The organism is Bilifractor porci (assembly GCF_009696005.1).
Lineage (GTDB): Bacteria > Bacillota > Clostridia > Lachnospirales > Lachnospiraceae > Bilifractor > Bilifractor porci.
The window spans coordinates 1-21166 of the sequence record NZ_VUMV01000010.1; the positions used below are offsets into that span (position 1 = coordinate 1).

The window sequence follows — 21166 nt, forward strand, 5'->3', positions numbered from 1 at the left end:
TTCGAAAGAAGTAAGACCCCTTGAAGACGACGAGGTAGATAGGGCAGAGGTGGAAGTGCAGCAATGCATGGAGCTGACTGTTACTAATCGGTCGAGGGCTAGATCAGGGAAGCGCGGAAGCGGAGCAAAAGAAGCGAAGCGGAGGCGTGGAGCGGTTCATGGAATTGCGGGACGTTTGGAAAGAGTATATGCAGTTTTGAAGGTACGGAAGACGGCCGGAAGGCCGCAGGAAGTACCGGGAGCGCGGAAGGGAAACGGAAGCGTGGAATAATCCTCGATAGCTCAATGGTAGAGCATTCGGCTGTTAACCGAAGGGTTGTTGGTTCGAGCCCAACTCGGGGAGCTTTTTAAGTCCGGGAGATATTCTCTTCGGATTTAATATAAAATATGGCTCCGTGGTCAAGCGGTCAAGACATCGCCCTTTCACGGCGGTAACACGGGTTCAATTCCCGTCGGAGTCATTATATGGCGTGGTAGCCAAGTGGTAAGGCAATGGTCTGCAACACCAGTATGCGCCGGTTCAAATCCGGCCCACGCCTCTGATAAAGTCTCTTATATTTATAAGGGACTTTTTGTTTTAATATTTTATGCTTTTAAAGTTTCATAACCTGCGGAACGAAGCTTTTTATCAGCAATTCCTTTCTTTTTTGGTCATTTCTGAATATCCTACAGGATATTTCTGTTTCCTATGGCATCCCACCCTGAATTGTTTTAAAATAAATACATCCGGAATCTTTTCAGGTCAGCCAGGGGAGGGAAAGGTGGCTTTATGGTGAACAGTCGGGAATGGGACAGGATGATAGAGGGAAAACTCTACAGTCCGGAGAAGCTTGGCGATCCGTCCTTTCATAAAATAAAAAAGGCACAGAAACGCTTTAATGAGTGCGAATACTGGAAAGACAGCAAAGAGCTGAAAAAATTAAAAAAGCATTTTATGCGTGCTCCGGACGATATGGTGCTTATTCCGCCGGTCTATTTTGACCATGGCAACCGAGTCTCCTTTGGCCGCCAGTTCTATGCCAATGCCGGGCTGACCATTCTGGATGAGAACCGGGTGACGTTTGGCGACAGAGTTTTTCTGGGACCTCATGTGTCCATTTTTACCGCCGGTCATCCCATAGATTCCGGCGTGCGGGCCAGAAATGTAGAATTTTCCAAACCAGTCAGCATCGGATCTGATGTCTGGATCGGAGGAAATGCGGTTATCAATCCGGGTATTACCATCGGAAACGATGTAGTTATCGGATCCGGGTCTGTAGTCACGCGTGACATTCCGGATCATGTGGTTGCGGCAGGAAATCCCTGTCGAGTCCTGCGGCAGATTACAGAGGAGGACAGGCGGATCTGGGAAAAAGAATATAGAGATTACCTGGGAATGAATCCAAAAAACACTCCGGATTGCGGCAATCAGGAAAATGTTCATACGGATAACAGAAATTTGAACATCCACACTTCGGATAGTGGAAATTTGAATACCGAAAATCCGGTAAACTACATTCTGGAAAATGAAAATCCTGTAAACCGCACTTCGGAGAATGAAAATCCGGTAAACTACACTCCGGAGAATGAAAATCTGGTAAACTACACCCCGGAAAATGAAAATGCGGATAACTGCACTCCGGATAACGGAGATTCGGACATCGAAGAACAGACGAAGAAACATAAGAAAAAGAAACCGGAGGAAATGACCGATCACGAGCTGCTGGCCGCCCTTCTAAAATCGCAGAAATCAGATACCAGATTCCAAAAAGCGGCAGCCGTCGGCACGTTTCTTCTGGCGGCAGTGTTTGCGATTGCTTTTGCCATTCTGATTCCGCAGGTAACACTCACCCTGCAGAATGCGGACAAAGCGCTGGACCAGGTGCAGGTTCTTGCGGGTCAGGCACAGGATTCCCTTGACAATGTAAACGGTCTGGTGGACTCGGCGCAGCATTCGCTGTCCGGAATTGATCAGGTTGTCTCGGACAACACGGAAACGATCACAGAGGTCACACAGAGACTCGGAAAAATAGATTTTGACAAACTAGATCAGTCTATCGACGATCTTGCGGAAGTTGTCAAAACCCTGTCGGAGGTGACAAGCCTGTTCCGATAAAAGCTCTTGCGCAGCAGGGGCTTTTTATGCTATACTTTTCAAGCTGTTTAGAAAACACGTACGGCAATTCGCGGAATGGTGCCTTCTTAAGAAGGTTCTCCGTGAGCGGAACCGTGCGGAAGAACAAAACCAAAAAGGAGAAACAAAATGAGCGTACTTTCTATGAAGCAGTTACTTGAGGCCGGTGTGCATTTCGGACACCTTACAAGAAGATGGAACCCCAAGATGGCTCCGTATATCTATACAGAGCGCAACGGGATCTATATTATTGATCTGCAGAAATCTGTAGGAATGGTAGACGATGCCTATAACGCGATCGGCGACATTGTCGCAAACGGCGGCAGAATCCTGTTCGTAGGAACAAAGAAACAGGCGCAGGACACCATCAAGAACGAAGCAGAGCGTTGCGGAGAATTCTATGTAAACGAGAGATGGCTCGGCGGAATGCTGACCAACTTCAAGACAGTCCAGACCCGTATTGAGAGACTGAAAGAAATCGAGAGAATGGAAGAGGACGGTACTTTCGACGTTCTTCCGAAGAAAGAGGTTATCGGTCTCCGGAAAGAGATGGATAAGCTGCAGAGAAACATCGGCGGTATCAAGGAAATGAAGAACCTGCCGGATGCGATCTTTGTCGTAGATCCGAAGAAGGAAAGAATCTGCGTGTCCGAAGCGCATGCCCTTGGTATTCCGCTGATCGGTATCTGCGATACAAACTGCGATCCGGAAGAGCTTGATTATGTAATTCCGGGAAATGATGACGCGATTCGTGCCGTAAAACTGCTGGTTTCCAAGATGGCAGACGCCGTAATCGAGGCAAAGCAGGGCATGATGAACGAGGTTTCCGATGAGGAAGCAGAAGCTGCGGCTGTGGCGGCAGAAGGTGCTGCAGAGGATGCGGAATAAAAAGATAACAGTAAACGGAACGGATAGGAGATAAAAGCAATGGCAATCAAAGCTTCCCAGGTAAAAGAGTTAAGAGAGTTGACCGGCGCAGGCATGATGGACTGCAAGAAGGCCCTTACCGAGACAGACGGAGATATGGACAAGGCAGTCGAGTGGCTGCGTGAGAACGGCATGGCCAAAGCTCAGAAAAAGGCCGGCCGTATCGCGGCAGAAGGAATTGTTATGTTCAAAAGCACCGACGACGGAAAGAAAGCAGCTGTGGTCGAGGTTAATTCCGAGACCGATTTCGCGTCCAAGAATGAGACTTTCCGTGAGTATGTGGCACAGGTTGCAGATCAGGCGCTTACAACTTCCGCAAAGGATATCGATGCGTTCCTGGCAGAGCCCTGGAAATTCGATACCGCCAAGACCGTAAAAGAAGCGCTGGACGCAGAGATCGCTGTCATCAGCGAGAATATGCATATCCGTCGTTTCGCCCAGGTAGAGGAGCAGAACGGATTCGTTGCCACCTACAATCATGCAGATGGAAAAATCGGTGTCCTGGTCGATGTTGAGACCGATGTGGTTAATGATGCGGTGAAGGAAATGGCCAAAAACGTGGCAATGCAGATCGCAGCCATGAGACCGCAGTACACCGATAACAGCGAGGTTCCTGCCGATTACATTCAGAAGGAGACAGAAATTCTCCGCGCTGCAATCATGAACGACCCGAAGGAGTCCCAGAAACCGGAGAAGGTTATCGAGGGCATGCTGAAGGGACGTGTCAACAAAGAGCTGAAGGAAATCGTTCTGCTGGATCAGGTCTATGTTAAGGCCGAGGACGGCAAGCAGTCTGTCGCAAAATATGTTGAGCAGGTTGCCAAGGCAAACAGCGCCAAGATTACCATCAAAGGCTTTGTACGTTTTGAGACCGGCGAGGGACTGGAGAAGAAGAACGAGGATTTTGCCGCAGAAGTTGCCGCACAGGCAGCAGGCAAATAATCTGCTTTCCGAATGGAAGAAAGAAAAAGTTCATCAAGGGGTTTGCACATGCCAGTGCAGACCCCTTTTAAGTTCACGCGCGGGACAGTAACTTTGTATCTTTCCGTCACTTTGTCGGTTGTAATTTACTTATAATCCGTTATAATAAAGAAATTGAGCAGATGTTTATCAGTGCCGTCTATGACGGATAATAGGGAATCAGGTGTAAAACCTGAGCGATCCGGTCACTGTAAGCAGCGAGCTAACCGCGGAATGCCATTGCATTGCACAAAGGAATGTGAGAAGGCGCGGGGCGCGTCCGAGCTGCAAGCCAGGAAACCTGCTGATAATCCATAGAACCCGATTGTGCTTCCAGGGAAAGCAGAATCCTGAGAGAAATTTTCCGGGCAGGCAGAATGCCTGTCCGCTGGATATTTCTATCTGGCATGTGCTTTTCCGGCGCATGCCTTTTTTCGGGCAAAAAAGCGGCTGGGTGCTGCTTTTGGAATGATCTGTTAAATATTTGGAAGTCGGTAAAACTGCATCTAAGGGGGAAGCCATCTATGAAGAAAAAAAATGGAAAACAATATCTGGCAGTGCTGCTTTCTGCAGGAATGGCTCTGTCCGGGGCTGTGCCTGCATGGGGCGAGGAAAGCCAGCCGGTACAGCCCCGGACAGAGCAAACTGCAGAGGGACAGGAAAGCGGTTCTGTGGAAGTCGGGAATACCGTACAGGAGCAGCCTGGAAATGCACAGACAGTGGAGAATTCTGTGACAGACACACCTTCTTCTTCAGCAGAGACTCCTGCTTCATCAGCAGCGGGAAGTTCTGATATGGCTGCTGCAGACAGCGCGGCAACAGGAACTGATGCGCAGGATGAGGAAAAGAAAACAGAAGCAGCTGAAAATACGGCGGATTCTGGTCAGAATGCGGGCAGAATTTCCGTGACCGCTGTTGCCATTAAGGACAGCCGGAATAAGATTGCTAAAAATACAGAGGGACAAGATACACTTCTTCTGAACACTGGAGATACCGAGCAGGATCGGCTGATCGCTGAAATCACGCCAGCGGATGCAGCCGACCATACGGTTACTTGGAAATCTGAGGATGAATCCATAGTCAAAGTGGATGCGGACGGAAAACTGACGGCAGTCAGGGAAGGTACTGCAGAGATTACTGTGAAAGCCGCAGACGGCGGGTACAGTGCGTCTCTGCTCGTAACGGTGCAGGCTGCCAAAGAAAATTCTTCTGCGAAAGATAGCGGAAAACAGGGATCTGCATCAGCGAAAACAGAGGAAACGCAGCCAGCGGGAGATGACGCCGGAAACGACACAGAGGATTCGGACAATAAGAAACAGGAAAATTCCGCCTCTGTGATCTCGGTTTCTGCGGCAGAAGGAGTGGAAGCGCTTTTGCAGGAAGAACCGAAGATTCTGGCGCTGAGAAGTTTTATGATGGCCGCTCCGGAAACGGCCGATGCAGCTGGAGAAAGCAGTTTTGAGCCGGCTGGTTATGATAACAGTACAACGCTTGCAGACGGGACGTATCAGCCTACGGATCAGAAAATGCCGACGAACCGCAAAGGAAAGCAAATTCTCTCCTGCGATAAGATTCTGGTGAATAACGGAAAGGCATTTGCGGTTCTGACTGCCAATTCCGGATTTACTACTTACTATGAGGGGACTGCGCCTGAGAAAGCCGACGATCAGCCGGAAAATGCTTCAGCAGGATTCTATAAATTCAGTAGTGGAAGACAAGTAACAGTTCCGGTTGCGCTGAATTCGGAAATGAAATTTTCCGCTTATAACCCCTCGATGGGAAAGTGGTTTCCTTATAGCTTTACAGTTTATCTGGAAAATACGGAACAGCCGGAATTTGATAATACCACAACGCTGCAGGACGGAGAGTATCCGGGAAGTGATGAACCGATATCTGCATCGGCGCACGGAAAAGTTTATTGTGATCAGATTGTTGTAAAGGATGGAAAGGCAAAAGCGCATATTTACTTTACCAGCTCGAAATATACTCACGTATATATCGGCGCGGCGGCCGGTTATGAGCAAAATACAATAGATCCTGGGAAAGTGAAGAAGGAGCTTGCCAATCTCCTGAATGACAAGGAAAGGACAATTCCGACAAGCCTGGAGGTAATCGATGGTTCCACTGTAAGTGCGGCCTGGATTCCGGTAAAGCTTAATACGCCCATGACATTTTCCGGCAGAAACACCGGTATGGAAGGGAGGGTTCTTTGGAAAACTTATAACGATATTACTTTCCGCGCTGAAGATAAAAAGATGAATCTCTCCGTCTCCGTGCAGGATGAGAATGGTAACGCCATTCCCGCGGATGTTACTGTTGCGGAAGGAAGCCAGACATTCTCTGCGAAGGAGGGAAAATATTCGTTGACCGTAGGAGCTGCTTACACCATTTCCGCATCCGCGGACGGGTATGAATCATCCAGTGTTTCCTACACGGCGGCGGACACTGCGGAAGATTCGATTACCCTTACCTTGAAGAAAAAAACGCAGGAAAGCGGCTTTCGGACAGGAGCGCTGACAATTAAAAAGACCCCCGCAATGTTTAAGATCGTTTCTGCTTCGATGGAAGGAACGGAGAATAACCGGAAGCTCAGAATTGCGCTGAACGGAATATCCTATACGCAGTTGTTCAGGGGATCTCAGGCGGATGCGGCAAAATCAGACAGCGCAGCCAGAATCGGTTATTCTGTGAATCAGAGCGGAAAATACGAGTTTGTGATTCCTGTGACAGAAAAAGACGGAACATTTTCTCTGGCAGCGCTTTCCAAAAACAGAAACGCATGGTATGCGCGGACGATTACACTGGATCAGTCGAATATGACTATTTCCTGTGAGGCTATGGACTGGCAGTCGGATCCTTATAAGCCGGTAGCAGATGGAACCGGAAAGCAGCAGGGAGAAAGCGGCGGCCAGGGCGGCAGTCAGAGCAGCTCAGGCAGTGGAAAAAATACTTCATCCGGCAGTACAACAAACACAGCAGAAAGCACAAAGGGTGCAACCAGCGGCGGAAATGCAGTGGGTAAGTACCGCTTCTCTTATTCCGGAGGTTCTGGCAGAGCAGTTATCTCCTGCAGTAAAGTGGAAATTGTAAATGGGCAGGCCTACGCGACAATTACATTCTCCAGGGCAAAAGGAGGTACATCCAGCTACACGGCGGTCCGTGTGGGAGGAAGAACCTATAACGGATTCAACACCTTTACCATACCGGTGACTCTGAACGGAAATACAGCAATCAGCGCTCTGACATCAGCCATGTCGGCGGAGCACTGGATTGATTATACCCTGTATATCGGAGAATCCGGCAGCAGCGAGACCGGGACTTCTGTTAAGGATTCCACGAAAGTGCTGGATGAGAAAGCACCTGAGATAACGGGAATCAAGAGTACCGGGGAGACAGAAATTACTTATTCCGACAAACTGAAAATTTTTAACTATGAAAACGGCATCCATCTGATTGAGGTAAATCTGCTTGCGGACACCGCGAGAACTGATACCTCCGACGATACAGAACAGACAGATGAGAGCACTTCTGAGAGTGGGAAGACAAAATCAGCAGATTCCTCAGAAGAATCTGCCGCCGCAGAGACAGATAACGTGGAAGAAGCCGGAAGTTCCACCGCTTCTGCGGTGAGTCCGGAAGAGAAAGAAGAGAAGCTTTACACCAATGCTATTGTGAAGTATCTTGTCGTTCCTGAGAATCAGGAAATTCCTGCCGGGCTGGAGAAGGATGTAATCATCATCCGTCAGCCTGCGGACAAGACCTTTGTCACGTCTCCAGAGGCGTTAAAAATACTGTCAGAGCTTGGAAAAACTGAGGATATTAAAGCCCTGGGTGTGGAGGATAACGATATTGAAGATGAATCTGTCCGCACTGCGTTAGAAAAAGAAGATGGCGAGGATGGCAAAATCTATCAGGCGGGTTCCTATGATAAATGGGATCTGAAGACGCTGATTAAGCAGGAAGCGAATTTCGCGATAGAGTCCTCGGAGATTCTTCCGCAGGAAGAGAAGACTGCGGATGAGGATATGAAATCCTTTGAAAAGCTTGCCTCCCAGGCGGTTCAGATGGATATGGCCATGTTTGTGGACAGAAGCGCCGATGAGAAGAACGATCTGGCAAAGGCGGAATGGTACAAGGTATACGGAATTATTTTCGATGCACAAGATAAGGCAGAAGAGCTGTATAAGAAAGTAACGGACAGCGCATCGGAGCAGGAGAAAAAAGAAGCTGTTGAAGAATTAACAGCGGAGAAGAGCGTGAAAAAATGAAAAAGAGAAAAATATTCTGGAAACAATGGATCCCAGCCCTGCTGTCGGCTGCAGTATTGATGACCGGATGTGGCGCATCCTCCGGGACTGCCGTGTCCGCATCTTCCGGAACAGCGCAGAGCAGTTCCGTTACTGAAACGGCGGGAAATTCAGAAAATATCACTTCTGGATCCGCAGTGGAGAAAGGAGAAACGGTTCCGGCCGCTTCTTCCTCCGAGTCTGTCAATACGTCCTCAGGAGGAGCCGCTTCTTCAAAAGCGTCGGAAGCAGAGGCGGAAACTACCCTGCAGACGGTAAATGACCCGGACAATGCTCCTAAAATAGACGGCCTGACGTATACCGGGACTATGGTCCTTCAGTATGCGACCTGTTTTAACGTGTACTACTACGAGGATGGCTATAAACTGCTGTCCGTTCCGAAAAGCGGGGATTACCTTCTGGTTCCAGACGGAAAAGAAGCTCCAGACGGGCTGTCCGACGATATTACAGTAATCAAGCAGCCGCATAATATCTATCTGGCGGCGACCTCGGCCATGTCTCTGTTCTGTGCGTTGGACAGCCTGGATGTTATTACGATGTGCGGGATCGAGGCAGACAACTGGACCATTGACGCGGCAAAGAAGGCTATGGAGGACGGCTCCATTGTCTTTGCAGGAAAATACAGCGAGCCGGATTATGAGACCATGGTCGGAAAAAACTGCGATCTGGCTATTGAATCTACAATGATTCTGCACAACCCGGAGGTGCAGGAGATGATTGAAAGCATTGGAATTCCGGTGTTTATCGACCGTTCCAGCTATGAATCAGAGGCGCTCGGCCGAACAGAATGGATCAAGCTCTACGGAGCAATGGTAAACAAAGAGGATGCCGCGTTCGCTCATTTTGCAGAGCAGACAAAAGTTATTTCGGATTTGGCAGGAGAACAGAGCACAGGGAAAACCGTTGCCTTCTTCTCGGTAGGGACGGATGGAACCGTAACCGTCCGATCCGGCAAGGATTATATCGCCAACATGATCAAAGAGGGCGGCGGCGTCTATATCTTTGAGGATCTGGACAATGGAGAGGGATCCAGCGTTTCCGTCAGCCTATCTATGGAAGAGTTCTACAACAAAGCCAACAGCGCGGATTATCTGATTTACAACGGAGCCATCGAAAACGGACTGAGCTCGGTGCAGGATCTTGTCGAAAAGAGCGATACCTTTGCCGATTTCAAGGCAGTTAAGGACGATAATGTATGGCAGGTGGGAAAATCCATGTACCAGGCTACGGATACCGTCGGGCAGTTTATTACTGATGTTCATCTGATGCTGACCGGAGGCGATGAGTCGCAGATGACATTTCTCTCCAAAGTAGCGTCATAGTCATCTTGAAAGCTCTGACATGAAATGTGTCACAAGTATATATCGAAAGTAGATTTTATTTAAGGAGGATAAGTCTATGAAAAAGCGAATGAAGATACTGTTGACCATTTTTCTGTCTGCATCCATGGCAGTAACTCCAGTTACCGTCATGGCTGACGACGGACAGGCACAGACACAAAATACGTATGAAGCATCTGTGCAGGGGACGGAGGTAAATACCTCATCATCTGGTGCAGAAACCAACGAGCCGGAGACAGGAACATCCGTACAGAAAGAAGAAGCTTCTGACAATCAAACTCCAAGCGCAGGGACTGAAGAGGAAACCCCGGCGTCCGGTGGATCATCTGATTCAGATGAGGGACAGGGGACATCTGGTTTGGGAGAACCTGAAGAGATTTCTACCGGTGTGCAGTCTCAAAACACAGAAAATACAGATTCTAATTCAGAAGGAATTGAGCATGTCAAGGAACTGATCGCTGCTCTTCCTGATATTAAAGATGTAACGGCAGATAATGAAGCGCAAATTAAAGAAGCCGAGTCTGCCTATAATGCTCTTAGTGATGCGGATAAAACGACGCTGGATGATCCGACAAATATACCGGCAGGAAAAGAACAATCCTATGGCCGGGTTCTGGAGAGCGCCTTATGGGGACTGGAAGTCTTAAAAAAAGTGGATAACAGCACGACTCTGCCTCAGGGAACGTATAGTGCGAGTACGACTCCAGCTCTTACGTCTTCATCATCCAAGGGAAAAAGTTCTTCTAGTAGAATCAGAACCTGGACAGTTACTGAAGTAACGGTTGACGGTCAGGGAAAAGCCGCAGCTACCATTCAGGTAGACAGCGGAACATACACAACCCTTCGGACAAATGGGGAAACTTATCAAGGAACGGCATCTGGTACAGGGAAACATAAAGTAACTACATTTCAGAATGTGCCGATTGATTTGAACAGCACCTTTTATATCGCTGCATATTCTTCATTAATGGGAACGGAGATCGGTTATTCTGTTACAACAGCGATTGACGAGTCCGAAGCAACTGCTTTGAACATAAAAAATAACACAGGTATGTTTAAGGCGGTTAATGCAAAGCTGGAGAAGCAGGGAGATCAGACATACCTGGTTATGGATTTAAGCGGAAGCGGCTACCATGAGCTGTACAAAGGAACTTATGAGGAAGCTGTTTCCAATGGCGATGGATCGAAGGACAAAGGAAACGATAGCTGGGTACACGGGTATAAGAACAGCGAAGGAAGATGGGAGTTTGCCATTCCTCTGACAGAGGGGGAGCTGAACGGAACAGATATTCCGCTGGTAGCGGTGTCAAACACCTATTACAGCAAATACCTGAAGAGGGAAAATGATCTTAAACGTGCCTTTTATCCCCGCAAGATTCAGGTAAATGAAAGCGCGAAGACACTGGTTACGGGTGATTTTACCGGCGAGACCAGCCTGACGGTTACCCTTGCAGACGGAATCATGATGAAAAAACCGGACGCAAAGCTGGAGACGGTCGGAGGACCAAACAGTAACGGGTATAGCGAAACCCTGAAACTGATTATGCAGAATGGGAGCTACGACCGACTCTATATCGGGTCAAAGGAAGATGCGGCGGAAGCGGAAACAAAGGGTGAGACAACCCGTCTGGATGATGCGAATACCTTTACCGTAGCCGTGAGAGAAGGATCCTTTGGCGGAAACATTACAAAGGATTATCTGGAACAGCCCGTTATTGTTTCCTTCCGCGGAACAAGCAGCGGCAAATGGGTTGAAAGAAAAGTAACCATCAGCAAAATAGCGAAAACATTGAAGATTGATCCTGTAACGGCGCAGGTCAGATTCCGTGCGGTGGATGAAGATGGAAATGCTGTACCAGGCGCATCCTTCACAGTAAAACGCAAAGACACACAGATTAATCCGGACAGTGATTCAACTTATACACTGGTAAAGGATACCGCTTATACAGTTGAAGCAGGTGCTGAGGGGTTCAAGGCACAGACGTTTAATTACACGCCGGATGGAACAGAAGCAGAACATACGGTAACGCTGAAAAAAGAGAAAAAAGAAGAGCTGAAAACTGTCGGATTGTCTTATTCCGCGCATGTGCAGAATATCGGTTGGCAGACAAATGTGACAGATGGAACAGAAGCCGGAACGGTTGGAAGATCCCTGCAGATGGAAGCGATTAAGCTTAGTACCACAGGCGATGCAGACGTACAGGCAGAATACCGGAGCCACATCCAGAACAGCGGATGGGAAAACGGCTGGACTAAAGAAGGACAGATCTCAGGAACAACTGGGAAGAAGCTCCGTATGGAGGCTGTTCAGATCCGTCTTACAGGCAGCGATGCTGACAAGTATGACATCTGGTATCAGGCACATGTACAGAATTATGGATGGCTTGGATGGACGAAAAACGGTGCTTCTGCCGGAACAACCGGAAAAGGCCTTCGCATGGAAGCAATTCGTGTCAGGATACTTCCGAAAGGTTCAGCGGCACCTGGAAGCACGGATGAATCCTATGTAGAACCACTGGTTTATTATCAGGCTCATGTGCAGAATAAAGGCTGGATGTCTTCTGCCAGCGATGGAGAAATTGCCGGGACAGCCGGAGAGAAGCTGCGGATGGAGGCTGTTAAGCTTACATTAAATCTGCCACAGAGTGAAGGTGGTATTGCATATCAGAGCCATCTTCAGAATATCGGATGGGAACAATCATGGAAGGCAAATGGACAGATTTCCGGGACTACCGGCCAGAAAAGAAGGCTGGAGGCAGTCAGGATCAAGCTGACAGGAAAAATAGCCGAAAAGTATGATATTTATTACAGGGTTCATGTCCAGAACAAGGGCTGGACTGGCTGGGCAAAGAATGGAGAAGATTGTGGTTCTACCGGGCTCAGTCTTAGAGGAGAAGCACTGGAAACTGTGCTGGTTTCAAAAGGAGCATCAGCACCTGGAAGTACAGCAAATACTTGTTGGAGATGAAATGAATAATAGCGAGTCGGCAATTTCCGTTTAAGAATGCACTGCCGACGGCCCGCAAAGCCTCTGTCTGACTGAGCATAAGCCAGACAGGGGCTTTTTAACGCGGCGCTTTAGAAGTGTGCCCTGCCGTTTCAGCTTTATCAGAACTGCAGACAGCAGAATTTTGGCTGTCAGGAGCCATCAGAAAAATTGATGGCTGGACATCAATATAATCAGCTTTTTTCCTGGAGGTTTCTATGGTACTCTTTCAAAGGCGGATTTTTATCTGTATGAAAAGAGGATGTCCTGCAAAGAGGACAAAGAGGCATGCCTTGTACAGAAGAGACATCTGTCCATCGAAATTAGAATATCTGCGGATTGGATGATATGGAAATCAGTAGAAGCTGATGCGGTACCGCCACTGTAGAAGGGAGCGCTGTGCAGAATGCCACTGGGAGACCGGGAAGGCTGCGCGGCGCGGGGATCTTGAGCCAGGATACTTTCTCCTCTCCGACATCTGACTTAACGACTTATTGAGCGGATGTGCAGGATAAGATGTCCTGTCAAAAGACAAAACACAGAGATCAGTCTGGCTTGTAATAAGTCAGGCTGTTTTTGTTTTTATAAGCTGAAATATGGTAGTAAGAAACTTTTTTGAGTAGAAATGTGGAGGGATATGAAAAAAATCGCGATTTACGGAAAAGGTGGAATCGGAAAGTCATCCATTGCGGCAAATATTACAGCGGCAATGGCACGTTCCGGGAAAAAGGTCTTGCAGATTGGGTGTGATCCGAAAGCGGATTCTACCAGGCTTCTCACCAATAAAAAAATCCCTACGGTATTGGATAAGCTGAACGAATCAGAAAAGGAGCTGACGATTGACGATATTGTCTTTCCGTCCAGGCTGCCGGGAGTAACCTGCATCGAAGCGGGGGGACCGCATGCAGGTGTCGGCTGTGCAGGAATGGGGATAACAGCCATGGAAAATGAATTGCAGCGGCTTCATGTTTTTCAGATGGACTGGGATGTGGTTATTTACGATGTCTTGGGCGATGTCGTCTGCGGCGGTTTTGCCGTACCTATGCGGAATCATTTTGCGGATCAGGTCTATATCATTACGTCTTCGGATTATATGTCACTTTATGCGGCCAACAATATTCTCCGGGCTGTGGAGTATTATTTCTATGGCGGTGCCCGGCTGGCAGGAGGCCTGATCTGGAATCACGTCCGCGGTGCGCAGGACAGGGAGATCGCGGAAAGCTTTGCAAAAAGAACGGAAACACAGATAGCCAGCTGGATTCCAGAAAGTGAAATGTTCCGAAAGCAGGATTTTTCGGGCCGTCTGATAGGCGAATCAGAACCGGATAGTGAAATTGGCCTTATCTTCCGCGGATTGGCGGAACAGATGCTGCGGGATGCGGAGGAGGACAAGAGAGCCAGGCCGATGTCAGATGATGAACTGGAGGAATGGAGGAGAATGCTGCTGCAGAGCGCATCCATCTGCGGGAGAGAGGGGACGTAATGATCACTGAAGAAATTACTTTATTTTATGATGACCAGAATTGTGTTGTTCTTCCGGGGAAAATTTTTGCGGCGGAGGATATTGTGCTGGCAGCCGCCGGATCGCTGACATGCATCCGGGCTTTGTACAAAAATGCTGTCAGGGCGAATGCCCTGGAAAGATTTGCGTACTGTGTGGTATCGGATACGGAATACGCGGCAGGGACAGCGGAAAAAAAGATCGTACAGATGCTGAATAAGGTGCTGCGCGAAAGAAAACCGGGAGGAATTATTCTGTATACGTCCTGTACCGAGATTATCACAAAAATGGATTATGACAGAATCAAAGAAGCACTGAGCAATCCGGGAAAGATACCGGTGGAGGTATTATATCGCGGACCGATGGTCAAACGCTTCCGGAATGTAAGAAAGGATTTGAACGATATTCTTCTTAGAATCGCTTATTCCGGCCGCACAGTAAGGGCTGTCCGAAAGGTCTTGCCTCCGGTGACACCGGATTTTGAAGGGATTGCGTCGGCACTTCAGGTATGGGACACTTATAATTTCCTTCTCAGCGCGGGCGGGTGCGACGGATGCTTTTCGGCGCCTGCCGGGCTGAAAAAACCGTATCAGCTGACGAAAACACGGTTTAACAATCTGGAGGCAGCTGTCGGGTGTGAGGACAGGCTTTCTGTTCTTCTGGAAAAAGATCTTCAGGAGCGTGCGGACGGGAGGCTGTGCTGTCTGCTGTCATCAGCGGTTCCCCATCTTCTTGGCGTTGACAGTGTACATCTGGCCTCGCAGATGAGTGAGAAAGGACTTCCGACTGTGTATCTGGAGTCTGACGGTTTTCACAGCGGAAATGAAGGGATTTCGCGGATGTACCTGACATTTGTCAGGAAGTTCGCGGGGGAGACAGAAGCAGATGCGCCCGGGTCGGGAAAACAGCACTGCGGTGTCGGGATTTTAGGCTCTCATCTTCTTGCTTCCGCAGCGGAGGGGAAAATCTCGCATGGAATAGAGCACCTTCACCGGGATGGTTACGACGTGTTTCTGCCGGAGGAACATCCGCTGGGTGAAATAGGGAAACTGGCCGGAACCCGGTTTAACTGGGTCGTTTCGGCAGAAGGGCTGGAAGCGGCTTACTGGATAAAGGAGAAGTTTCAGATTCCGGTTCTGGCAGCACTCCCGGTCGGGAAACGGTCTATGCTGCAATGGCGTAATCGTGTTGCCGGGATGATGAAGAAGAGAAATCCGGAAGAGCTGAAAAAAGAAGGCGTCTGGCTGGAAGTTCCGGAAGTATCTGCAGATAACGACAGCCGGAGCGCGCTTTTAATCGGAGACCCGGTTCTGACACATGGGATCGCCCTGTACCTGAAAGAAATGAGGGGATTCCACAGGGTAACACGCGCCGTCTATGCCCCAGTACAGACAATGGAAAACTGGTACAGAAGAGTGCTGAAGATGGCGGACGGAGATACGCTGGCGGAATCCGGCATACAGGAGGAAAAGCTTTCAGACGTTGTTTATTTTCGCTCCGGCAGCCATGCGGACAAGCTTTTCAGAGAACATGACCTGATTATCGGTGACAGGATTTTTAAGACATCGGCAGAAGAGGAGGAAGTGGAAAGAAAATGGCTGGATCTTCCGGATCCGCTGCTGTCACATGGAATAATTACCGAGCACAAGGATTACACGATTTTTGGGAAAAAGGGCGCCGCATGGCTGGACACATTCTTAGATTGCAGCTCCTGAAGGGGAGTTCAATAATAGCGGGATAATCTGTCTGGTATGAAGTGCAGCAGAAATCCCGGAAAATTTTAAAGATACAAGCAAAGAGGAACAAGGAGGGAACAATGAAAAAGAGTAAATTGCTGACGTTGATATTAAGCACCGCGATGGCATTTTCCGCCTTAGCGGGCTGTGGGGCTTCAGAAAAAACGGACAGCGCTTCAGCAGCTGTCAGTGCGGCCGCATCAGAGTCTTCTGCGTCGGATGCAGGGGCAGGAACAAGTTTGCAAACAGAAAGTGCGGCCGGGAGCCAGGCTTCTTCCGGAAACCAGGAGGTTTCATCGGCATCGGTAAAAACAGAGGATGAGGAGACACGCACGGTGACAGACGCGACAGGACGCCAGGTAGAGGTGCCGGTGCATCCGCAGAGAATTGCTGTTGCCGCCATGGTGCTTCCTAACATGGTCTATGCCCTGCAGGGAACTGCCGACAACATTGTTTCCATGCCTCCGGCAGCCTACTCAGGTTGGGAAATGTCCACGCTGAAGTATCTGGCTCCGGAATTGGAGAATGTCGATACGACCATGGTCAATGACGATTTTTCCGTTAATGTGGAAGCTCTTGCCGCGGCGGACGTCGATCTTGTATTGAACTGGGATACTCAGACCGATCAGGCGGAGCAACTGGAGGCGGTGGGAATTCCCTGTTTTCTGGTTACATCCGCGACAGATATGGATTCCCTGAAGTCACTGGTTACTATGCTGGGAGACGCGCTGAACTGCCAGGACAAGGCAAAACAGGCGACGGACTGGTATGATGAAACCATGAGCTATTTTGATTCCAAGGCAGATCAGGTTTCCGCACTAACCGATGACCAGAAGCCCAGAGTGCTTCATTTCCAGAATGTCAACCAGATGACTTGCTATACAAAAGGCATCAATCCAAGCATTACGGATCTGGAAGGCGGGCAGAATTTTACACTTCCGGAGGAAGTCACAGAGGTTACCATGGAGAGGATTCTTGCCTTTGATCCGGAAATTATTTTCATCAGCAACTTTGATAATGTAACGCCTCAGGACTTCTACGAAAACAAGCTGGAGGGACAGGACTGGAGCCAGGTCAGCGCGGTAAAGAATCACAAGGTTTATAAGGTACCCTGCGGGCTGTATCGCTGGGCGCCGCCCAACGCGTTTGAGAAGCCTCTCTATATGTACTGGACAGCGCAGATTGTGCAGCCGGAAATTTTTAATGATTATAATATCGGTGATACCATCCGCAGCTTTTATGCGGACTTCTATGGATATGATCTTTCCGATGAAGAATTGAGTGCACTGCTCAGGGAAGAGATGAACAGCTGACAGGATGTCCGGAAAAGGAATTTCAGGAATGAAGACAGAAAAGAACAGGGGCAGAAAAAAACAGGCGGAATACAAAGGATTATTTACCGCGCTTCTGGTGCTTACCATTGTGCTTGTGCTGCTTGCGCTGTGTATCGGGCAGTACCGTGTATCTGCTCTGGATGTAATTAAAATATTTGTGTCCAGAGTCAGGAGTATTCCCGCGACATGGGATGTACAGGCAGAAAATGTTGTTCTGAACCTCCGGCTTCCCAGGGTAATCGGGGCGCTGCTTGTCGGTGCGGCCCTGTCTGTTTCCGGATCGGTTTATCAGGGGGTTTTTAAGAACCCCCTGGTGGCGCCCGATCTGCTTGGCGTAACATCCGGGGCCTGTGTCGGCGCTGCTGCGGCAATTCTGATGCATATGAACTCCTGGGGCATACAGATTTTTGCTTTTCTGGCGGGCATACTGGCCGTAAGCATTACACTGCTGATCCCAAAGCTGCTGAAAAACACAAACATCACCATGCTGGTGCTGTCGGGCATTATTGTGAAAGGAATTATGGATTCTGTCCTGGGTCTGATGAAGTATGTGGCTGACCCGGAGACAGAACTCCAGTCCATTACCTATTGGCAGCTGGGAAGTCTTACCAAGGTGCTCCCGTCTGATTTAATGGCCACAGCCCCTGTTATTCTGACGGGGATGATGGTGATTCTGCTGCTTCGATGGAGAATCAATATTCTGTCGCTGGGCGACCGTGAGGCAAGATCCCTCGGTGTGTCTGTAAAGAAAATGAGGAATGTGCTGATTACGTGCGCAACGCTGCTTACGGCGTCGGCGGTCTGCCTGTGCGGTACCATCGGATGGGTGGGGCTTGTCATTCCGCATCTTTCCAGGATTCTGACAGGACCTGACAATAAAAAATCCGTCCCGGTCACCATTCTTCTGGGGGCATCCTTCATGGTTGTTATTGATACACTGGCAAGAGCCATGACCAGCATGGAGATTCCGTTGGGAATTCTGACGGGCTTGATCGGCGCACCGTTCTACATTATTGTGCTTATGAGGCAGAGGATGAAATTATCATGATACTGGAAGTGGAGAATTTATCATACAGGTACCGGAAAGCTTCGTCTCCCATTCTGCGGGATGTCAGCTTTCAGCTGGATTCCGGTGAGATCATGACAATTCTCGGGTGCAACGGTGCCGGAAAATCTACCCTTCTGAATTGCCTGGGAAATGTTTTTGAACCGATATCCGGAAGAATTTTTCTGGGCGGAGAAGACCTGAGAACCATGGATCTGCGCAAGGCGGCCAGAATGATCAGCTATGTTCCTCAGAATCACACAGCTGTTTACAGCTACACGGTCAGAGATTTCATTGTTATGGGGAGAGCCCCTCACCTTGGCATTCTGCAGTCGCCGGGAGAAAAGGATTATGAAATTGCCGATCAGGTGATGAAAGAACTGGGAATCTCGCGGCTGGCGGACAAGGCTTATACAGAAATATCCGGAGGGGAACGGCAGCAGGCCCTAATTGGAAGAGCGATTGTCCAGCAGCCGAAGATCATCCTTTTTGACGAGCCGACCAACCATCTCGACTATGGAAATCAGCTCAGGATGATTCGGCTGGTAAGAGAGCTGGCGGAAAAAGGATATGCGGTGCTGATGACCACGCATATGCCGGATCACGCCATGCTGCTGGGAGGAAAAACGGCAATTCTGGACCGGGAGGGAAGGCTCCGCGTGGGAAAAGCCGAAGAGGTTATTAATGAGAAAACCATGGATGAAATCTACCGGATTAAGGTAAAAATCGTCTATGTGCCGGAAATCGAAAGAAAAGTCTGCGTGTTTGATGAAAACGCCGCTGTCGGTAAAGAGAAATAACCGGATGCGCTAGGGCACGGAAGGAATTCCGAACTGCTGTATTTCCGCGTTCAGACAGCCCAGATATTGTCTGGCAAGGCTGCTTTGTTCTCTGTTTTTTTGAAAAATATATCCGACGTGGAGTGGCTCCAACGGTTCCTTCAGAGGGACGGCAATCACAGCGTTTTCCCTGGAACGGAAAAAAGAATCCGCATTGCTGTTAGGCAGATCCACGGCGATACTGAAGGCGTCGCTGTTCCGGATCAGATTCAGCTTGCTGCTCCGGTCAGTCACATGCACATTCTTTTCCAGCAGCTCATAGAAAAGAGGCTCCTCCGTAAACTGATCGGGGTCGCTGGAGCTGTCATACGTGACAAACGGATAGTTCTTCAGATCTTCAATAGAAATCGCCTCTTCCCCGGCCAGGGGATGATTTTTCCGTACAAACACATAACACGGCATCTGTGTCAGTTCCGTAAAAGAAAGCTCATGTAGAAACAGCGATTTTCGTATCATAAGAATATGGGAGTCATGGAAGGCGCAGATGCCGAGCTCGCTTTTTCCTGTTGTAACGTCTCGGAATACCGTGGCGGTATCGGTCTCGCGGATAGAGACATCGAAGCAGGGTGCCTGAAAGGTATTCAGAAATTTCCGGAAAGCACGGACAGCAAAGGGGAGATGCTGGGCGGAGACGGAGAAGTACATGTGCAGATAATTTCTGCTCTGATACTTGGTCGCAAGGAATTCTGTCTTGGAGACAATCTCCTTGCAGTATTTCAGAAAATCTTCCCCGTCATAGGTCAGAAGCACCCCTCTGCTGGTTCTCTCAAAAATCCGGATGCCGACTTCTTTTTCTGTTTCCTTTACCGCGTTAGAGACCGCGGACTGGGTCATATACAGGTTTTTTGCCGCCTGTGATATGGAGTGGCAGTTGGCGATCTCTATAATATATTTCAGATTCTGAAAAGTCATGTCAGATGGTAACCCGTCCTTTTCCTATTCATCGTAAATTTCTGTTATTATGCGGAAAGCCCGGACGGATCGAGTGTCCGTCTCCACGGCTTTTACTTATACAGTACAACAAATTGCTGCAGACGGAAAGACGGAAGCTTTATGACAAAGTCATCTCCATCCCCTTCTCTCCAGGGCTATCTGTGATATACTGACTCTTGGAAAGGGTGTACGGGAAAAACTGAGACAGGGAATATGGGGATGAACTCCGGAATGTGCTGTGGAATAACTGCCGCACTGTGATGAATGTATGCACAGTCATTTTACCGGGGTGTACGCCGCTATGCCGCAGGGAACCTATATGATTTTTCTTGACTGCACGGAATACTGCAGGCGCAGCGGGTTTGACCGATTTCTGAATGCTGCCTGCGGCTCATAAACAAAAACAGATTGACTTCAGACTCCTGCTCGGAAACGCAAAAAGACCGGAGGAAAATATGAACATTTTTAATATCATCGGACCGGTTATGGTCGGGCCTTCCAGCTCGCACACGGCCGGTGCCGTGCGCATCGGGAATGCATGCAGAAAGCTGCTGGGAGAAAAGGTCCGGAAAGCGGATATTTATCTTCACGGCTCTTTCCGGAGAACCGGCAGGGGGCACGGCACAGACCGGGCGCTGCTCGCCGGGCTGATGGGCTTTGCCGTGGACGATCCCAGGATTCCGGACAGCTTCTCTTACGCGGAAAAGGCCGGGCTTCTTTTTTCGTTCCACGGCATTGATCTGGGGGAGGAAGCCCATCCGAATTCTGTAAAGCTGGAGCTGGAATCGGTTTCCGGCAGAAAGCTGTCTATTGTCGCGTCCTCGGTAGGAGGCGGCAGCATCCTGATCAACGAGATCGACGGGCTTTCCGCAAATTTCAGCGGAGAGCTGCCCACGCTGATCGTCCACAACCTGGACCAGCCCGGCCATGTGGCGGAGGTGACATCCATGCTGCAGCATAAATCGGTCAATATCGCGACCATGCAGCTGTACCGGTCCGGGAGAGGCGGGCACGCGGTCATGGTAATTGAGTGCGACCAGGAGGTTCCGAAGGAATCTCTGGACTGGCTGGAGCATCTGGAAGGCGTGGAAAAGGTAACGTATTACAGTCTGGCGGAAGACTGACCGGCAAAGGGAGGTAGAAGC

Annotated in this window: 13 protein-coding genes, 3 tRNA genes, 1 rRNA gene and 2 riboswitches; of the genes, 16 read left to right on the forward strand and 1 reads right to left on the reverse strand. The window is 49.2% G+C overall.

Annotation, left to right across the window (positions count from 1 at the left end; all coding sequences use genetic code 11):
* The 15 genes from FYJ60_RS11420 to FYJ60_RS11490 form a co-directional block, all read left to right on the forward strand.
* Positions 1–107: ribosomal RNA gene (locus FYJ60_RS11420) — 23S ribosomal RNA — on the forward strand; the annotation flags it as partial.
* Positions 108–271: 164 nt separating this feature from the next.
* A tRNA-Asn gene (locus tag FYJ60_RS11425) sits at positions 272–343 on the forward strand.
* A 46-nt stretch (positions 344–389) separates the two neighbouring features.
* Positions 390–461 (forward strand) — tRNA-Glu (locus FYJ60_RS11430).
* Positions 462–467: 6 nt separating this feature from the next.
* Positions 468–539 (forward strand) — tRNA-Cys (locus tag FYJ60_RS11435).
* Between the two features lie 230 nt (positions 540–769).
* The gene (locus FYJ60_RS11440; protein WP_205839084.1) at positions 770–2095 is read left to right on the forward strand and encodes a sugar O-acetyltransferase; all 1326 of its coding nucleotides are present in this window, start codon (positions 770–772) and stop codon (positions 2093–2095) included.
* A 147-nt stretch (positions 2096–2242) separates the two neighbouring features.
* A complete protein-coding gene (gene rpsB / locus FYJ60_RS11445; protein ID WP_154458808.1) occupies positions 2243–3001 on the forward strand; it encodes a 30S ribosomal protein S2 in 759 nt (252 codons plus the stop codon).
* Positions 3002–3040: 39 nt separating this feature from the next.
* Positions 3041–3982, forward strand: coding sequence for a translation elongation factor Ts (tsf, locus tag FYJ60_RS11450; RefSeq protein ID WP_154458809.1), 942 nt, complete (start codon positions 3041–3043; stop codon positions 3980–3982).
* 152 nt (positions 3983–4134) lie between these two features.
* Positions 4135–4323: riboswitch (cobalamin riboswitch) on the forward strand.
* A 201-nt stretch (positions 4324–4524) separates the two neighbouring features.
* Positions 4525–8268: an Ig-like domain-containing protein gene (locus FYJ60_RS11455; protein WP_205839085.1), complete on the forward strand. Its 3744-nt coding sequence runs from the start codon at positions 4525–4527 to the stop codon at positions 8266–8268.
* Positions 8265–9629, forward strand: coding sequence for an ABC transporter substrate-binding protein (locus tag FYJ60_RS11460; protein ID WP_235903416.1), 1365 nt, complete (start codon positions 8265–8267; stop codon positions 9627–9629). The genes FYJ60_RS11455 and FYJ60_RS11460 overlap by 4 nt, the downstream gene beginning before the upstream one ends.
* A gap of 76 nt (positions 9630–9705) precedes the next feature.
* Positions 9706–12615 (forward strand): hypothetical protein, encoded by a 2910-nt coding sequence (locus tag FYJ60_RS11465; protein WP_154458810.1) that lies wholly within the window; start codon positions 9706–9708, stop codon positions 12613–12615.
* A gap of 325 nt (positions 12616–12940) precedes the next feature.
* Positions 12941–13116, forward strand: a riboswitch (cobalamin riboswitch).
* Positions 13117–13270: 154 nt separating this feature from the next.
* A complete protein-coding gene (locus FYJ60_RS11470; RefSeq protein ID WP_154458811.1) occupies positions 13271–14116 on the forward strand; it encodes an AAA family ATPase in 846 nt (281 codons plus the stop codon).
* A complete protein-coding gene (locus FYJ60_RS11475; protein WP_205839086.1) occupies positions 14116–15849 on the forward strand; it encodes a nitrogenase component 1 in 1734 nt (577 codons plus the stop codon). Before FYJ60_RS11470 ends, FYJ60_RS11475 begins: the two co-directional genes overlap by 1 nt.
* Positions 15850–16109: 260 nt before the next feature.
* The gene (locus FYJ60_RS11480) at positions 16110–17183 is read left to right on the forward strand and encodes an ABC transporter substrate-binding protein (protein ID WP_205839087.1); all 1074 of its coding nucleotides are present in this window, start codon (positions 16110–16112) and stop codon (positions 17181–17183) included.
* Positions 17184–17211: 28 nt separating this feature from the next.
* Positions 17212–18252, forward strand: a complete 1041-nt coding sequence (locus tag FYJ60_RS11485; protein ID WP_154458814.1) for a FecCD family ABC transporter permease — start codon at positions 17212–17214, stop codon at positions 18250–18252.
* On the forward strand, positions 18249–19049 hold the full coding sequence (locus FYJ60_RS11490) for an ABC transporter ATP-binding protein (RefSeq protein WP_154458815.1): 801 nt from the start codon (positions 18249–18251) through the stop codon (positions 19047–19049). Before FYJ60_RS11485 ends, FYJ60_RS11490 begins: the two co-directional genes overlap by 4 nt.
* Positions 19050–19058: 9 nt before the next feature.
* On the opposite strand, the gene FYJ60_RS11495 is transcribed toward FYJ60_RS11490, so the two are convergent.
* Positions 19059–20000, reverse strand: coding sequence for a LysR family transcriptional regulator (locus FYJ60_RS11495; RefSeq protein ID WP_154458816.1), 942 nt, complete (start codon positions 19998–20000; stop codon positions 19059–19061).
* 476 nt (positions 20001–20476) lie between these two features.
* Here FYJ60_RS11495 and sdaAB point away from each other — a divergent pair, with 476 nt between their 5' ends.
* Positions 20477–21145: an L-serine ammonia-lyase, iron-sulfur-dependent subunit beta gene (gene sdaAB, locus FYJ60_RS11500; RefSeq protein WP_154458817.1), complete on the forward strand. Its 669-nt coding sequence runs from the start codon at positions 20477–20479 to the stop codon at positions 21143–21145.
* Positions 21146–21166 lie beyond the last annotated feature (21 nt).